13 protein-coding genes, 1 tRNA gene and 1 pseudogene are annotated in these 17,667 nt (G+C 32.6%); 11 read left to right on the top strand and 4 right to left on the bottom strand.

Annotated elements, in window-relative coordinates; genetic code table 11:
- From C6368_RS15335 to C6368_RS15320, 4 genes and pseudogenes are all read left to right on the top strand, one after another.
- Nucleotides 1–3,566, top strand: a pseudogene (locus tag C6368_RS15335) (hypothetical protein); the annotation flags it as partial.
- Between the two features lie 148 nt (nt 3,567–3,714).
- Nucleotides 3,715–5,379, top strand: coding sequence for a DUF819 family protein (locus tag C6368_RS15330; RefSeq protein WP_317045985.1), 1,665 nt, complete (start codon nt 3,715–3,717; stop codon nt 5,377–5,379).
- A 4-nt stretch (nt 5,380–5,383) separates the two neighbouring features.
- Nucleotides 5,384–6,286: a histone deacetylase family protein gene (locus tag C6368_RS15325; protein WP_107040102.1), complete on the top strand. Its 903-nt coding sequence runs from the start codon at nt 5,384–5,386 to the stop codon at nt 6,284–6,286.
- Entirely contained in the window at nt 6,246–6,776 is a 531-nt protein-coding gene (locus C6368_RS15320) for a TspO/MBR family protein (RefSeq protein ID WP_107040101.1), read from the top strand. The genes C6368_RS15325 and C6368_RS15320 overlap by 41 nt, the downstream gene beginning before the upstream one ends.
- Nucleotides 6,777–7,095: 319 nt before the next feature.
- On the opposite strand, the gene C6368_RS15315 is transcribed toward C6368_RS15320, so the two are convergent.
- The 3 genes from C6368_RS15315 to C6368_RS15305 all read right to left on the bottom strand — a co-directional run bounded on the left by C6368_RS15315 (nt 7,096) and on the right by C6368_RS15305 (nt 9,865).
- On the bottom strand, nt 7,096–7,668 hold the full coding sequence (locus C6368_RS15315) for a hypothetical protein (protein ID WP_107040100.1): 573 nt from the start codon (nt 7,666–7,668) through the stop codon (nt 7,096–7,098).
- Nucleotides 7,669–7,671: 3 nt separating this feature from the next.
- The gene (gene rho / locus C6368_RS15310; protein WP_107040099.1) at nt 7,672–9,540 is read right to left on the bottom strand and encodes a transcription termination factor Rho; all 1,869 of its coding nucleotides are present in this window, start codon (nt 9,538–9,540) and stop codon (nt 7,672–7,674) included.
- A gap of 249 nt (nt 9,541–9,789) precedes the next feature.
- Nucleotides 9,790–9,865, bottom strand: a tRNA-His gene (locus tag C6368_RS15305).
- A gap of 307 nt (nt 9,866–10,172) precedes the next feature.
- On the opposite strand from C6368_RS15305, the gene C6368_RS15300 reads away from it, so the two are divergent.
- The 7 genes from C6368_RS15300 (at nt 10,173) to C6368_RS15270 (ending at nt 16,431) form a co-directional block, all read left to right on the top strand.
- Nucleotides 10,173–11,165 carry a Gfo/Idh/MocA family protein gene (locus C6368_RS15300; protein WP_107040098.1) on the top strand — a complete coding sequence of 331 codons (993 nt, stop codon included), beginning with the start codon at nt 10,173–10,175 and terminating at the stop codon, nt 11,163–11,165.
- Nucleotides 11,166–11,206: 41 nt separating this feature from the next.
- A complete protein-coding gene (locus tag C6368_RS15295) occupies nt 11,207–12,070 on the top strand; it encodes a hypothetical protein (protein WP_107040097.1) in 864 nt (287 codons plus the stop codon).
- 9 nt (nt 12,071–12,079) lie between these two features.
- Nucleotides 12,080–13,474 (top strand): sugar transferase, encoded by a 1,395-nt coding sequence (locus C6368_RS15290; RefSeq protein WP_234369152.1) that lies wholly within the window; start codon nt 12,080–12,082, stop codon nt 13,472–13,474.
- 197 nt (nt 13,475–13,671) lie between these two features.
- The gene (gene pyrR, locus C6368_RS15285; protein ID WP_107040096.1) at nt 13,672–14,220 is read left to right on the top strand and encodes a bifunctional pyr operon transcriptional regulator/uracil phosphoribosyltransferase PyrR; all 549 of its coding nucleotides are present in this window, start codon (nt 13,672–13,674) and stop codon (nt 14,218–14,220) included.
- Nucleotides 14,213–15,142, top strand: a complete 930-nt coding sequence (locus C6368_RS15280; RefSeq protein ID WP_107040095.1) for an aspartate carbamoyltransferase catalytic subunit — start codon at nt 14,213–14,215, stop codon at nt 15,140–15,142. The genes pyrR and C6368_RS15280 overlap by 8 nt, the downstream gene beginning before the upstream one ends.
- Before the next feature lie 34 nt (nt 15,143–15,176).
- Nucleotides 15,177–15,515 carry an STAS domain-containing protein gene (locus C6368_RS15275; protein ID WP_107040094.1) on the top strand — a complete coding sequence of 113 codons (339 nt, stop codon included), beginning with the start codon at nt 15,177–15,179 and terminating at the stop codon, nt 15,513–15,515.
- 4 nt (nt 15,516–15,519) lie between these two features.
- Nucleotides 15,520–16,431 carry a ribonuclease Z gene (locus C6368_RS15270; protein WP_107040093.1) on the top strand — a complete coding sequence of 304 codons (912 nt, stop codon included), beginning with the start codon at nt 15,520–15,522 and terminating at the stop codon, nt 16,429–16,431.
- A gap of 140 nt (nt 16,432–16,571) precedes the next feature.
- Here C6368_RS15270 and C6368_RS15265 read toward each other — a convergent pair whose 3' ends face one another.
- On the bottom strand, nt 16,572–17,369 hold the full coding sequence (locus C6368_RS15265; RefSeq protein ID WP_199851658.1) for a M15 family metallopeptidase: 798 nt from the start codon (nt 17,367–17,369) through the stop codon (nt 16,572–16,574).
- Between the last annotated feature and the right edge of the window lie 298 nt (nt 17,370–17,667).

Here is a 17,667-nt window from a genome sequence, read left to right as displayed (position 1 = left end):
TTAGAAAGCTGGAAGAAGAAAATGAAACACTTTTGCTTGATCACACCAATAACGAAAATCTAGTTGCGCAGAATAAGGCTTTGGAGCAATTGGAAAGTGAAATCCAAAATGAAATCGATGAATTGGAAGCTGTAATTGCAGAGGAAAACCAAATTTCAAATGAAATCAATGAAGAAGAATTAGCTGAATCAAATCTGGAAAGTGGAAATAATGAAGTACTTAATTCCTCAACACAAATTCCAAACAATGTAAGGACCTTGTTTTCAGAAAAAGGAGAAGAAAAGTTTAATGAGCTTAATTTAGAAAAAGCGCAACTGATCGCTGAAATACAGAATAACCCTTCATTGAAGAATGATATAAAAACAATAAATAAATTAGCTAAAATTGAAGACAAAATCCAGCAAGAGATTAATATCGAACTACAAAAAGCTGTTTTAGACAATTATTCTCTCATTGAAAGCCAAGCAAATTCAATTGATGATTCGAATAATATTCAGATTTTAAAGTCTAAGCAAAGTTTAGCTAAAACTGATTATTCTATATTGAAGATCAATAAAAGTGGAGATTCTGAATCAAGATATAAATTATTGAATCAGACCTTTCAGGAACAACAAAAATTAATAGAATCAAATAAAGAAAAAGTTTTAGAATCTAATAATGAAAGTTCATGGACTTCAATAGAAGCTCTTAAAAAAGAACAAGTTGAAATTGATAATTTATTAAAGAAATTAGAACTTCAAAAGAAGGAATTTTCAGATTTAAAATCAGCTGCAAATAAAAATGAACTTGAAACTATACACTTCAATCTAGAACAACTAGCTGAAATTAAAGAGAACTATGAAAGCAAATTAAACACTAATAACCTACAAATAGAAGAATTAGAGAATAATTTTCTAACTGCCAATAACAATACTGAATCGAAGAATGAAAACAATCTTTCAACTGAAGAGAAAACAACGAATCTAGAAAACAAAGTAGAAAATAAAGTGGATGAGTTTGAAAACAATGTATCCATAAATTCTAATACACAGCAGGATGATTCAGGTAATTTAATTTCAAACAAAGTAGAAGAAATCCTAACACCTTCTAGCAAGGAAAAACTAAGTACTTTGTTAAATGAAAAGAATGCAATTGAAACTGAGTTAAAAAACACTGAAGTTCCAAATGAAAAAACTAAATTAAAGAAACAGCTTTCAAAAATTGAAGGCGAAATTTATACCGGAGTATCCTTAGATCTTCAAAATAAGATAATTTTAGAGAGAGATGAATTGCAAAATCAAATCAAGAACACTGAAATCGAAAATCAAGATGATCTCAATGCTTTAGCATTCAATCAATCCAAAATAGACCAATTGATTTTCAAGTCGAAATCAAGTGCTGATGCTAAAGAAAAATACGAATTACTAAATGAAGCATTACAAGCTCAAGAAGTTGCTCGGAAAAGTATCGATGATGCAAAACAACAAAAGAAAATTACTGACTATATCCAAAGTGTTGCATCTGAAAAGAAATTAAACAATATTGATCCTCAAACAATTACTTATACAGAAGAGCAAATAAAGAAAGAACAAATCCAATTTAATTTAAAATTGCTTGAATTAGAGGAGCAGCAGAATGATTATGCAGCTTTAAAAATAACATCTAACCAATTACAACAGCAGGAAATTGATTCTAGCATCGTGCAAATTGAGAATATTAAAACCAAGATACAGTCGCAATATGTAGAAAACAACCTTCTACTGGATCAATTTAAATCTCAAAAATTGGCAGATGAAAACAAAGGAGTTTCCAACACGGCAATCAATAATGCGATCACCTATAAGGAAGAAGTTGAAATTGCAGAATCTCCAGAATACAATAATCAACTTAAATTCATTAATAAACTGCAACAATCTCAATATGAATTACGAATTAAAGAACAACAATTAGAGGATCTACTTAATGAAATGAAAAAGTTGAATGATAAAATCAAATTAGCCAAAACAATTTCAGAAGAAGATAAGCAATTAATTGACAACTATATACTTAGCATCAACACTACTAAAAACGAAATTAAATCCTTAAGAGCAGATGTTCAAAAGCATCAATTGGATTTAGAAAAGGCACTTCCTACAGATAAGATATTAAGAAGTAAAACAGAAAATTTAATTGCTCGGGATGTTTCGCCTATCAAAGAAGGAGAAAAGAACAAAATAAACAAGCAATTGATTGAAACAGGATTTGTAGTTCTGCAGGAAAATCAGGTAACCTACAGCGATGAAAGACCTATTCCTATTATTGAGAATACAGAAGATCAAATTCAAGGATTGGTATTTAGGGTACAAATCGGAGCATTTAAAAAACCAGTTCCGAATTCCACATTTAAAGAGTTCACCCCTGTAACAGGAGAAGATGTTGGTTCTGGCTGGATAAGATATGTTGTCGGTATTTTCAACAATAGAGACAATGCTAATGAAGCCAGAAACAAAATTAGAACATTTGGATATTCGGATGCATTTGTAGTTGCTTATTGCGATGGAGAACGCATTCCAGTGTACCGCGCTATTCAACTCCTGAACTCAGGCGCATGTTCTCCTCCCAAAACTGAGGACATGAATGAAGAATTGGTTTCTAATGCTGTTGAATCGGGCTTAAGTAGAGCAAATGAAATTGATGAGAGTTCGTACAATGAAACCCTAGGTTCTGCAAAGGCAGAAATTGTTGAGCAAAGATTGGGTCTATTTTACACAGTTCAAGTTGGTGTTTATAACAGACCTGTTCCATCTTCACAAGTAAAAAGCTTAACTCCATTAATAACCAAAAGACTAGAGAATGGTCAAATCCGTTACTCCTCAGGTATTTTCAACTCGGTAGAAGAAGCTAAACCTCAAAGATCTGAAGCGATTTCGCGTGGAATAAAAGACGCTTTTATTGTTGCTTATTATAAAGGGAAACGAATTTCAATTTCTGAAGCCAACAATATTCTTAAGACAAAAGGTGAATCAGTATTAGAGAAAAATAACAAGGACAATATAAAGAACATTCCTGTTAAATTTTACACGGAAAAAGAACGCATAGAACCATTTATTAACAATGGAAACTCAAGCAGTATGTTAATTTCAAAAAAACAATATACAGAATTCCCCATCCAGGAATTAAAAAGATATAATGAACGTGGTGAACTATTCTACTTCAATTCAAAATCCCAAAACATTGAAAGTTTCATATTTGAAAACAGCAGCATAGAAACGTCATTCAGTAATGAATTTACAAATTTAAAACTTTATTATTCTGCATATCCTGTAGTAAATGAAAATACACCAAATAAAACTGAAGCAATACGTCTTGCTGAAAAAGAAGTGATACAGCTAAAGATAGAAATTTCTTCTTCAGATTTAAATTCAGATATTATGGAAACCATTCTGACAACTCCTATTAACAGAAAAATGAAGACTAAGGTTGATGGCATAGAAATAGATTTTTATGCCCTAGATATTGATGAAAAACGAGAAGAAATGAATTTACTATATGCCAAATTGATAAAATTAGGAGCTACAAAGGTTGAGTTTTATGAATTGACAGATTAGTGAGATCTATAGTTATAATATGAATATCATTTTTTGATTTCTACAAAACGGCTTAATAACGATCAAAAACAAATAAACCTTGTTTTATAAGCACATATTTCAGATTTGTTAATTATTTTGTGACCTCAATTATAACAAGAAACATTTCATGAAAAAATTTCTCTTTTTACTTTTAGGATTCATTTATTCTTTATCATTTTCAAACGCCCAAGAACAAGTATTAGTTAGTGGAAAAGATAGTTTACTTATCTCCACAGAAGAAATTCCACAAGAAGTTCTCGATAAGATGGAATCCTACCGATTTGGTAAAGAAATCAAAGTATTCAGCGAATCATTTTATGGTGTTTTCTCCTTTAACGATGACGACAGAAGGATTTTAGAAAGTGCAGACGACATAAAGGTTTTCTTTAATGACGATTCTACACGCGTTGATGCAATTGGTAATATATTTTTCAAAAATCCAGGACATGATGAAATGATTCATGTAAGGTTGAAAGCATTTAAAAACGGAAAGGAACTTAGTTTTCATGGTCATAAAGCAGACACAAAAGTTAGTTTTTTAGCAAAACCACCTAAAAATGCAATGATTACAGATGACCGCATTGTTTTAGGAATCTTAGCTGTGGTCTTGGCTTTAATTTTCTTTACATCAAGTTTAAAAAGTAAAGGATGGAAGAACTTTTATACGATTATACCTGCACTATTCATGTGTTATATGGTGCCAGCAGCGTTAACTTCATTTAATATAATTGACCCTGAATCAACAAACCTATATTACATGGCAAGCCGCTATTTATTACCAGGTTCTTTGATTTTACTCATTCTATCAGCTGATATTAAGAGTTTATTGGGACTAGGTTCTAAAAGTTTAATCATGTTCTTCACCGGAACAATTGGAATTATTTTGGGAGGTGTATTTTCAGTTTGGATTTTCTCAATGATATCACCAGAAACAGTTGGTGGAGTTGGAAATGAAGCAACGTGGAAAGGCTTAGCTACAATCGCAGGTAGTTGGATTGGTGGTGGTGCTAATCAAACTGCAATGCTTGAAACCTATAAATACAAAGAAACTTTATTTGGCGGAATGATTCTCGTAGATATAGTTGTGGCCAACATTTGGATGGCTGTAATTCTATTTGGAATAGGTAAAAAAGCTAAAATTGATAAATGGTTAAAGGCAGACAGCAGCGCAATTGATGACTTAGTAGTTAAGGTGGAAAATTTCCAAGATTCGGTTCAAAGAAAAACAACACTTACTGATTATATGGTCATCACAGGTTTGGTATTCGGAGGAGTTGCTTTAGCCCACTTCTTAGGAATTATATTATCAGATTTCTTTTTAGAAACTTCTGGAAAAGGGAGTACTTTCTCTAGCCAATTCTTCTGGATGGTTGTTATTTCAACTATTTACGGATTAATATTAAGTTTTACCAGAGCAAAGAATTATGAAGGCGCTGGAGCATCAAAATTTGGTTCTGTATTCTTATATATTTTAGTAGCCACAATCGGGATGAAGGTAGATATTTCAATGATTTTTGATAAACCATTATTGATTTTCGTTGGATTGGTATGGATGGCATTTCATGCCATTCTATTAATTGTTGTGGCAAAAATTATTAAAGCTCCATTCTTTTTCCTTGCCGTAGGAAGTCAAGCCAATGTGGGTGGTGCAGCCTCTGCTCCTATTGTTGCAAATGCTTTTCATCCGGCTTTAACTACAGTTGGTGTATTAATGGCGGTTGTTGGATATTTCATAGGAACTTTTGGAGCTTTTATGGCTGCAGAATTAATGAGAATGGTCGCCCCAATGTAATATCATGTTAAAAATTGCTTTTAATAAATTCTATGCCCATTCTTTACCTTTAGGACATCGTTTTCCGATGGAAAAGTATGAGTTATTGCCTCAACAACTACTGTTAGAAGGCACAATTGAAGAAAATGCATTTTTTAGTCCTGGAATGATTAGTCAAGAACATGCTCTTTCAGTTCATGATGAAACATACTACAATGATTTATTGAATTTAAAATTAGATCGAAAAGCCCAAAGAAAAACAGGATTTATTCACAATGATGATTTAATTGTTCGCGAGCAAATCATCATGGAAGGTACCAGAGAATGTGCAGAGTATGCTCTGAAACATGGTGTATCTATGAATATCGCTGGTGGAACTCACCATTCTTTTACAGACAGAGGTGAAGGATTTTGTTTATTAAACGACCAAGCGATTGCTGCTAAATGGCTGTTGAATACTAAAAAAGCAAATAAAATATTAATTATAGATTTGGATGTTCATCAAGGAAATGGAACAGCCCAAATTTTTCAAAATACTCCTGAAGTTTTTACTTTCAGTATGCATGGAGAAAACAACTATCCTCTAAAAAAGGAAAATTCAGACTTGGATGTTCCTTTAAAGGATGGAATAAAAGATAATGATTATATTTACCTACTAGAACAATCTTTGGATAAAATTCTCAATATTTTCACTCCAGATTTTTTGTTTTTTCAATCAGGAATCGATATAATAGATACTGATAAATTAGGTCGACTCGGAGTAAGTATCAAAGGATGTAAGCAAAGAGACGAAATTGTTTTTAAGTTAGCAAAGGAATTAAATTTACCTATAGTGGCAAGCATGGGTGGAGGATATTCAAAAGAAATAAAATATATAATTGAAGCTCATGCAAATACATTCAGGACCGCACAATACCTCTACTTTTAAAAATGGACTTTGGTGGAAAATCCTTGCTTGCTCGCTGGCATGTTTAGGCTTGGGAGCCTTAAGTGGATTATCCTCAATGGCGAATTTTCAAGATTGGTATGCTACATTGAATAAACCTTTCTTTACTCCTCCCAACTGGATATTTGGTCCAGCTTGGACTATTCTTTACATTTTAATGGGCGGTTCATTAGCCATAATTTGGCAAATAGCATCAATTGGACGTTACCCAACAATAATTAAATTTGCCAAGAGAGGAATTGTAATTTTCATCATTCATTTTCTCTTCAATTTAGCGTGGACTCCCATCTTTTTTAATTTACACATGATTGGACTGGCATTGGTAGTAATTCTTATTCTTCTGGGATTAATAATTATTCTAATCAGACACTTTTATAGATTAGACAGACTTTCGGCTTTTTTATTAATTCCATATCTTGTATGGGTTTCATTTGCAACAGCTTTGAACTTGGCAATTGTAGTGATGAATTGATATTACATTTTATTGTTGATTAAAATGAATTAGACTGACACCTTCAACTGTTAATTATAGTCTTCCTATTTATAGTGGTCTCCGACTTATGCTATACAATTTTCGTCTTTTGTCGTATTTTCAATCGATATTCTCAACTTTTTCAAATAACTGATTAATTTTAAGAATGTCTATTTTATTGGAATAAGAACCCTAAATTTATTGATATCAACTAAAATACTCATAAGAATCTTTTGGACTTTCGCTGTTGTAGTTGATCCAAATAAAAAGAGGCTTGACTAAGTCAAACCTCTAAAAATTCCTTTTAATTTTCGAATTCCTAAACCTTTGGATAAAAATCTCTAAATAGAATTTTTCTGTAAATAACTGTAAGGAATATCGCATAAGTTAATGCCATAACCATTAAGCCAAGTAAAGAAAATACGAATAGTGTTTTAGCAGATAAAGCGCTTTCAGTGTCCGTTTTAATATCTCTAAGAATTTCGTCGTTTGTCATTACACGAAATTCAGGAGTATGAAGCTTCAATGTATCCATGTATGCCTCATCCTGAGATTCTTCATAAATGACATCCATTCTTTCAGATACTCGATTTTCTATGAATGAAGGATTGATGGTGTCATAATAAAAGAACATGAATACTGAAACAATCAATACGTATGGAGCTCCGGCCGTTAATCCATTTTTTATATCCGACAAAGGAGTACCGGTTCCAAAACCTTCTTTCTTCTTTTCGAAATACAAACCTAAACTTATTGCCAATAATAGAAACAAGTTATTGATTAAACCCGGTTTTACAACATCCTCTTGGAAAATATCTATTGCTTGAAAAACAAATTTTAATAGGATCCACGCTCCTGAAAACAGAAGTGCCATCTTTAATGCTGGTCTCATATTCTAGGTATTGTGCATTGAAACTAAAAACTCTTCGTTGCTTTTGGTGTCTTTCATGTTATTTTTCATGAATTCCATTGCTTCTATTGGATTCATATCTGCAATTACTTTACGTAATAACCAAACACGCTGAAGTGTTTCTTTATCCATTAATAAATCTTCTCTTCTTGTTCCAGAAGTAAGAATGTCAATGGCAGGATAAATTCTTCTATTTGCAATTTTTCTATCCAGTTGGAGTTCCATGTTTCCAGTCCCTTTAAACTCTTCAAAAATTACCTCATCCATTTTGGAACCAGTATCAGTTAAAGCAGTTGCAATGATAGAAAGCGAACCTCCATTTTCAATTTTACGTGCAGCTCCGAAGAAACGCTTTGGTTTCTGCAATGCATTGGCATCGACACCTCCAGAAAGTACTTTTCCTGAAGCCGGTGAAACAGTATTGTATGCTCTTGCCAGACGAGTTATAGAATCTAATAAAATACAAACATCATGACCACATTCTACCATTCGTTTTGCTTTCTCCAAAACCATGTTCGCAACTTTCACGTGTTGATCTGCTGGCTCATCAAATGTAGAAGCAATAACTTCTGCATTTACACTTCTTGCCATATCCGTAACCTCTTCAGGTCGTTCATCGATCAATAAAATAATCAAATATGTTTCTGGGTGATTTGCCGCGATTGCGTTAGCTACATCTTTTAATAAAACAGTTTTCCCTGTTTTTGGTTGCGCTACAATCATTCCACGTTGACCTTTTCCAATTGGAGCGAACAAATCCATAATTCTTGTAGACATAGATTCTTGTCTATGCCCCGTTAATTTGAATTTTTCATCAGGAAATAATGGTGTTAAATATTGAAATGGAACACGGTCACGAATAAACGCAGGATCACGCCCATTAATTGAATCAACCTTTACAAGTGGAAAGTACTTTTCCCCTTCTTTTGGAGGGCGAATAGTACCATAAACGGTATCACCAGTTTTTAAACCAAACAATTTAATTTGACTATGGCTTACATAAATATCATCCGGAGATGATAAATAATTATAATCTGATGAACGCAAGAAACCAAATCCATCCTGCATAACTTCCAAAACACCTTCTGCTGCAACAATTCCAGACAAGTCGTATTTCTTCTCTTTTATTTTTTGTTGATCAACCTTACGATTACTTGGGTGATTTGGGTTATTATTGTTTGCGTTGTTACTATTTGGATTATTGTTATTTGCTTTTGCATTATCATGCTTCGGACCTCGTGGATTATTCTGTTTTGAATCGCCACTCGCTTTTACAAAACCTTTCTTCTCCTTATTCTCTCCTTGGTTATTGTTATCAGCGCTTTTATTCTCTTTGGCCTTATTTTCTCTCGCTCTTTTTTCTCTTATTTCCTTTATCTCTTTACTCGTTAAAGGTTTTCTCTGAGGTGTTTCTTCTTTTTTCTCTTCTTTTGAAGCATCATTTGAAGTTTTTCTATCCTTTTTAATAGGTGCTTTTTGATTTGATTCTACTTTAGATTTCTCTGAAATAGTTTCCTTACCTCCTTCAGTTGATTTTTCAGAATCATCAAACAGAGTTGAACCAACCTTTTGTTTTTTTGAATTCTGTTTTTTCTCTGAAGCAATAACCGGTTTCTTTTCTTTTACATCAGCTTTTTTAACTGGTGAAATTTCTTTACCCTTACTTTCAGATGCATCAGAAACCTTGGTTTTACTTAATTTATCTTCCGAAGAGGCTTCATTGTCTTGCCCATCATTTGCGATTAAATCAATTAGTTCAGATTTACGAAATGATTCAACTTTCTTAATACCTATTGTCTTTGCAATAATGCGTAATTCAGGGAGTTTCTTCCCGGCTAATTCGTCTTTTTTCATTTAATTGTATGAAATAATAATATAAGAGATAACTATAAAGGTTGTTATATGTTCTTTTGAGATTCCCGCAGAGTTGCGATGCTACAATATTACAAATATTCTTTAATAATATCCAAGAAAATTTATAAAATTATTAAGTTAATTGAAATCATCCATTAAAACTCTATTTGCGAATAGTTGAATTTCATATAAACATGTGCAAAAACGTTATAAACAAAAAAAGCTAGTCTATTTCTAGACTAGCTTTTTGGGTGGAAGATGGGATTCGAACCCACGACCCTTGGTACCACAAACCAATGCTCTAACCAACTGAGCTACAACCACCATTTAAAACTTTATACTTATCTTGATAATAAAAATAAAATTCTGAATTTCTTTTTTAAAATCTGATCAGTTGTTCAAATCGGTTGCAAATATAATGAAATTAAAGTTATTCAATTCAACTTATTTAATTTTTTTTTGAGTTTTTTTTTACACCTCATCAAACCATTTGTAAATCAAATAATTGCATAACAAATATTAACATAGACAACTTTTACAATTCCAATGAATGTAAATAACGTGTTAATAACATCCTCTAAAAGAATATTAATCCTAGCTTGCATGCATTATATTTGTAAAAAAATGGATTAATGATAAAAATTGGATTGATTGGTACTGGTCATTTAGGAAAAATACACTTACGTTTAATAAAAGAACTTTCGGACGTTTATGAATTGGTTGGAATTTTCGATAATAATCCGGAACAAGCCAAAGTTGTGAGTGAAGAATTTGACTGCAAAGCTTTCACTTCAGCTGAATCATTAATTGATGCAGTAGATTGTGTCGATATTGTTACACCTACAACTACTCATTTTGAGACAGCTTCATTGGCAATAAAACGTTCAACTCATGTTTTCGTTGAAAAACCTGTAACACAAACAACTTATGAAGCTCGTGCATTATTGGCTTTGGCTGAAGAAGCAAACGTGAAAGTTCAAGTGGGTCATGTTGAAAGATTTAATCCAGCTTTTAGGGCAGCCATCCCCTATTTTGATCAACCTATGTTTATCGAAACTCATCGTTTAGCTCAATTTAACCCACGTGGAACGGATGTTCCAGTAATACTGGATTTAATGATCCATGATATTGATGCTATTTTAAGTGTTGTGAATTCCACAGTTCGAAAAATTTCAGCATCTGGAGTTGCTGTGGTATCTGACACTCCTGACATTGCGAATGCCAGAATAGAATTTGACAATGGATGTGTTGCTAATTTAACGGCATCACGAATTTCTTTAAAGAATATGCGAAAATCTCGATTCTTTCAAAAAGACGCATACATTAGTGTCGACTTCTTAGAAAAGGAAATGGAAGTTGTTCAAATGGAGACATTAGATGGAGAAGCTGGTCCTTATGACATGGTGATGGAAATGGGAAATGGGAAACCTTCCAAGAAAATTATTTTTGACAAACCGGAAATTGAGGCAAGTAATGCAATTAAGGAAGAACTTCGTACTTTTGCAGAATGTATTAAAAATGATACGACACCAATCGTTTCTTTAGAAGATGGGATGCTTGCTTTACATGTGGCAGAACAAATTCTAGATAAGTTAAAAATGAATGGTTCTATCCTTAATAAATAATATACGTCAAAATTTAACGTTTCCTTTTAAAACAACTCTAAATGAAGCAAACATTTATATTCATTTTTATATCAATTATACTATTTTCTTGTAAAAAAGAAGCGACCGATGCTTCTTGGTTAAAAATTGATAAATGGGTTTTAACCGCTAATCCAAATGCTCAAAACAACACTGGTGAACTAAGTCATGATTTATCCCAAGTATTTGTAAATATGGATGGAAAAAGTTTGGGTGTTTTTGAATTACCTGCTAAAATTCCAATTATTGGTGATGGAGATCATGAATTTGTGATTCTACCAGGTATAATAAACAACGGAATTAGTGAAACAAAAAAAAGATACCCTTTTATGGAGCCATATAATGGAACTATAAATTTGATAAAGAATGACACTGTTTCCTTAAATCTTCCAACACAATATTACAATTCCATAAAATTTTTAATCGAAGATTTTGAAAGTCCAAGTATGCAGTTAGAAGTTTCTACTGAATCTACAGCTACAATAGGTCGAAATGACAATCCTTCTATTTTACAATGGGGTAATAAATATGGTGAAGTTCTGCTCACAGATTCAGCTGCATCAATTTCATTTGTCACCACATTTGAAACTGTTTTACCTAAACTAGCTACTGAGGTTTATTTAGAATTTGACTATATGAATAGTAATTCATTATTAACAAGCGTACTTTCATACGGAAATGGAAATTACTATTCAGACCCTTATATTCTCCTAACTTCCCAAGACCCTAATAAAGCCTTCTGGAAACATGCTTATATTGATTTAAAAGAGATTATATCCTTCCGACAAACCACACCTATTAATGAAGCAGGGTTTCAAATTGTATTAGATGAAGGAGAAACTTCAACCTATTTTTACATAGACAATATTAAACTTGTTTACCCTTAGTTTTTTAGTATGATTCAAAAACGTTGGAAATCACTTTTCATTTCTATTGACTTCATCACAGCCTCAATTGCTTGGGCTATTTTCTTCTTTTATAGAAAGATTTATGTCGAAAATGTTCCTTTTGAAACTTCTGAGCGATTTTTCTTAGGGATGATCATGATTCCCATTTTTTGGTTAAGTCTATACTTTTTTCTAGGCACCTATAACAATATGAGAAGAATGTACTTTATGAGAGTACTTTCCATTTCCATGATTGCTTTTGTTCTTGGGACTTTATCGATATTTTTCTTTCTTATTTTAGATGATGAAATTCCAAGTCATACATTTTACTACAATCTTTTAATAGCACTATTTACATTTCATTCCGTTGCCACGCTTACTCCAAGAATAATTGTAACTTATTTCATTGTAAAACAAATTCGTCAAAAGAAGGATGGTTTTAGAACTTTATTAATTGGAGGAAGCTCTAAAGCAGTAGATATCTATAAGGAAGTAGAAGGACTTCCTAAAGGTATAGGTAATCAATTTATTGGATTCATAAATCTCAATGGAATAGATAATGATATTTCTAATCTTTTAACTCATTTAGGACATAGTGACGACCTTGAAAAAATTATTGATGAGCACAATGTTGAAGAGGTAATCATTGCTTTAGATTCCTCAGAGCAAGAGAGGTTAAAGAATTTAATTGCTAGAATTCAAGGCCGAGATATAAAAATCAAGATTAATGCCAACATGTATGACTTGTTGAGCGGAAGTGTGAAAATGACAAACATTTTTGGAGCTGTTTTAATCGAAGTGAATGACGAGATCATGCCTTTTTGGCAATTTGTGATCAAAAGATTAATAGATATCGCAGCATCAATTGTAGCCATAACGATCCTACTCCCGGTATATATTGTATTGGCTGTAATGGTAAAAAGTTCATCCAAAGGACCTATATTTTTCCTTCAAGAAAGGATAGGAAAAAATGGAATTCCGTTCAATATCATAAAATTCCGAACGATGGTTGTTGATGCTGAAAAATCAGGACCACAACTTTCATCTACAAATGATAGCAGAATTACCAAGATTGGAAAATTCATGAGAAAAGTTCGACTAGATGAAATCCCTCAATTCTGGAATGTTATTGTCGGTGAAATGTCCTTGGTTGGTCCACGACCTGAACGTCAATTTTTTATTGATAAAATTGCAGAAGTTGAACCACAATTTTTACAACTCACCAAAGTTAAACCAGGTATAACCTCTTGGGGACAAGTAAAATTTGGATATGCGGAAAACGTTGATGAAATGTTACAACGTATGAAATATGACCTACTTTACCTAAAAAACATGTCAATAGCCTTAGATTTAAAGATATTGCTATATACAGTCGTTATAGTTTTCAAGGGTACAGGTAAATAGTTTTTTTTCAACTAAATACTAATTTATGCGATCAGGGAGAGATTTTAAAAGTTCAAGCAAAAATTAAAACTATGTCCTCAATAAATTCACTGAATATTTTTTTATCAAAATAAGCTACCTCGCGCCTGCAGCTCATGGTCTAGTTTTATTTAAAAAATCCTTCAATTATTAATAGTTTAATTTTATCTTTGCTCTCGATGGAAACGCAAGTAATTCTCAACGCAAAGCAATTTAATTTCACCCTTCAAAGGCTCTGTCGACAACTCATTGAAAATCATGATGATTTTTCTAATACAGTATTAATTGGATTACAACCAAGAGGTATTAGCGTTCTCAATAGATTAAAGAAATTAATTGAAGAGATACTAGACAAAGAAATACAATGTGGGAGTTTAGACATTACATTTCACCGTGATGATTTTAGAAGACGTGAGACACCACTTATTCCTAGTGTCACCAATATTGACTTCTCTTTAGAAAATAAAAAAATCGTTTTAATTGATGATGTTTTATACACTGGAAGAACAATTCGTGCAGGATTAGATGCAATGTTGGCATATGGTAGGCCAAATAATGTTGAACTACTCACTTTTGTAGATCGAAGATTTAAGCGTCATCTACCAATTCAAGCTGATTATATTGGAAAAACTGTTGATTCACTAATTTCTGAACGAGTTTCTGTTGAATGGAATGAAATAGAAGGAGAAGATAAAGTGATATTATATACCAAAGAGAATAATGGATAATTTAAGTGTTGAACATCTAATTGGAATTGAAGATCTTACAGCTAGAGATATTGAAATAATTTTTCAAACTGCTGACCGATTTAAGGAAGTAATCAATCGACCAATAAAGAAAGTTCCTTCATTGCGTGACACGACAATAGCGAATGTATTTTTTGAAAATTCAACCAGAACAAAACTCTCTTTTGAATTAGCTGAAAAAAGATTGAGTGCTGACGTTGTGAATTTTAGTGCCTCAAGCAGCTCGGTTACAAAAGGGGAAACATTGGTAGACACAGTAAACAATATTCTATCAATGAAAGTGGATATGGTGGTAATGCGTCACCCGAACCCAGGAGCAGCGAAATTCTTAGCAGAGCGTGTAAATGCTAAAGTAATAAATGCGGGAGATGGAACTCATGAACATCCAACACAAGCTTTACTAGACTCCTACTCTATCAGAGAAAAACTTGGAGAAGTTAAAGGAAAGAAAGTCGTTATTGTTGGTGATATTTTACATTCTCGTGTTGCTCTTTCGAATATTTATGCCTTACAAAAACAAGGTGCAGAAGTTATGGTCTGCGGCCCAACAACACTAATTCCCAAATTCATTCATGAATTAGGAGTAAAAGTAGAGCACAACCTACGAAAAGCCTTGGAATGGTGTGATGTTGCAAACATGCTACGCATACAATTAGAACGTCAAGACATTCAATACTTTCCATCCTTGAGAGAATATACAATGCTCTACGGTTTAGATAAAAAATTATTGAACAGCCTTTCAAAAGAAATAGTTGTGATGCATCCAGGTCCTATTAATAGAGGAGTCGAAATCACAAGCGATGTTGCCGATAGCAAGCAATCTATTATTTTAAATCAGGTTGAAAACGGTGTTGCAATCAGAATGGCTGTAATTTACTTACTTGCTTCAAAGATTGAACGTTGATAAATTTTGTTACTTTTGATAAAACGAATCTAGAATGAACTTTAAAGTTATAAATAAATCAGATTACAGTATTATTTCTTCAGCAGTTGACAAACTCAACTTATCAAATGCTTCTGAATTAAAATCCATAATTCTTACAATTAATAAAGCAAATGTTAGCAATATAATCATAGACCTTAAAGATTCATCTTATTGTGATTCTTCTGGACTAAGCGCGCTATTATCTGCAAATCGCTTGTGTAAAAATTCCAATGGGAAATTTATTTTGACGGGCCTACAGTCAAACGTAAAAAAAATGATCGAAATTGCACAACTCCATAGAGTGCTTAGCATTACAGAAAATCTAGATCAAGCAGAAAAAGAGATTTTATAATTTAATGAGTTTTACTGTCACAATTCTTGGAACAGGTGCAGCAGTCCCGACTTTAAAAAGGGGTACAACAGCACAATACGTTAGTTGTCAGCAGCGTTCAATATTAATTGATTGTGGAGAAGGAACGCAGATTCAGATGCGTAAATTCAAAATTAAATTTCAAAATATTCAAGTTATTCTAATTTCTCATCTTCATGGTGACCATGTTTTCGGTTTGCCTGGTTTAATTAGCACAATGCAACTATTGGGAAGAAAAGAATCTATCACAATTGTGGGACCAGTAGGCATTAAAGAATTCTTATTAAGTCAATTCAAATTATCAGGTTTATATAGCGGATTTCCTATTGATTTTAGAGAAGTTCAACCTGAAACCAGTGGTTTGGTTTTCGAAGATAAGTGTTTGGAAATCCTTACTTTTCCTTTAAGCCACCGCATTCAAACACAAGGTTATCGCATTAATGAAAAACCAGGAAAACGAGGTTTAGATAAGGAGGCCTTTGATAAAACAGGAGTGAGTATATCCTATATTCAAAAATTAATTTCAGGAGAAGACATTCAAGACAACGATGGGAAAATAGTAAAATCCGACGACGTAACTTTCGCTCCAAAACCTTCCAAATCTTATGCTTTTTGTTCCGACACAGCTTACCATCCTCCAATAGTTGACTCCTTACTGGATGTAGATTTATTATATCACGAAGCAACATTTATAGATAAAGAAAGCGAACGCGCAAGTTCAACTTTTCATTCTACTGCAAAACAAGCGGCCACAATAGCACTAAAATCGAATTCTAAAAGGTTAATTTTAGGCCATTTTTCTGCACGTTATAAATTAATGGAAAAACATAAGGAAGAAGCTGAAAGTATTTTTAAACGGGTTTTTATACCAGAAGACGGAGAGTTGTTTAATGTTTAGTAGAAAAACAGTATTGAGTTTCGAGCAATAAGTGAGGCTTCGAAATAAATTTACTGAAATGAATAATATTTTCTCCAATTTTACTATTAGAATTGGAGCACCTCATTACTAAATACTCACTATTCATTACTTGCTGAACATTATTCTACAATCTCAAACATTTCATTTGCTTTCGTTCTAGAAAAAGCATTAAAATGCCACCATTCGGTTTCAATTACCCAAAAACCTCCAGCTCTCATTACTTTTCTCAACAATTTTCTATTGTCTACTTGCAATTGTGTCAATTCTCCAGAAGCTAAAAATTTTGCCTCGTGTCTTGGATATGCTATTTTTCGTAAGTCATCATATTCTGCGCCCATATCTAACCAACCACCAGAGTATTTATTAATAATAGTCAAATCAACAGCACAGCCGTAATTATGAATGCTTCCATTCACAGGATTACTCACAAATTTCACCCGATCATTAAAAGGAATAGAATCTAAAGCATCCCACATTTCTTGCTGAACAGATCTTGGTCTTGTTCCATCAAACACAAGCAAAGTCAATGTTGAATCAATTTTTTGCAAGGCTTTTTGAGCTTTTGAAAGTCTTTCAGCCACTATAGGTTGAAGATAAACTTTATCATATCCATCATAGAGTACCTTGTCCATGAAATTGTCCGTAGTTGCATATTTCACATCAACCTTCAAAGAAGAATCAACAGATTGAATATCAACCAAACCGGCTTTAATCATTCGTTTTTCAAGATCACTCTTCACAATTGTTACATTTTCAATGGTAGCCTTTAAGTCAGAAGTGTCAGCCATATTTTCTTTATCAATCCAAATATCATTGGATTCTGAATTGGAGCTTTCACTCAGTTGTTCTGCAGAATTTTCAGCTTTGCAAGCAAATAAAAAGAAAACTAGTAATAATGGAGAAAGTTTTTTAATCATATAAAAAGAATTAGTACGTTTAAATAAAAGAGCTGTTTTCAGTGATTTTTCAATATTTATTGTGTCATCAATTAACTAAAAAGTCAGAAAACCAATTTGGTTAATCATTGAATAATTAATCTATTTCAGCAAAGTTATTAACAAGTTAGAAATAATGTTGCAATAAAGAAATAAAAGCCAAATATTTGTATTTTCAACATGCTAATTTCATGAATAGAGAGCATTTTATAAATCAATAAAAGTGTACTTAAAACATGAAATTAGATTATGCGGCTTCTCATCCGTTGATTTGAAAGTC

It is taken from the genome of Brumimicrobium mesophilum (assembly GCF_003025005.1).
GTDB lineage: Bacteria > Bacteroidota > Bacteroidia > Flavobacteriales_D > Crocinitomicaceae > Brumimicrobium > Brumimicrobium mesophilum.
Note: the sequence above shows the minus strand (reverse complement) of the source record. Positions and strands in the feature narration are given on the sequence as shown.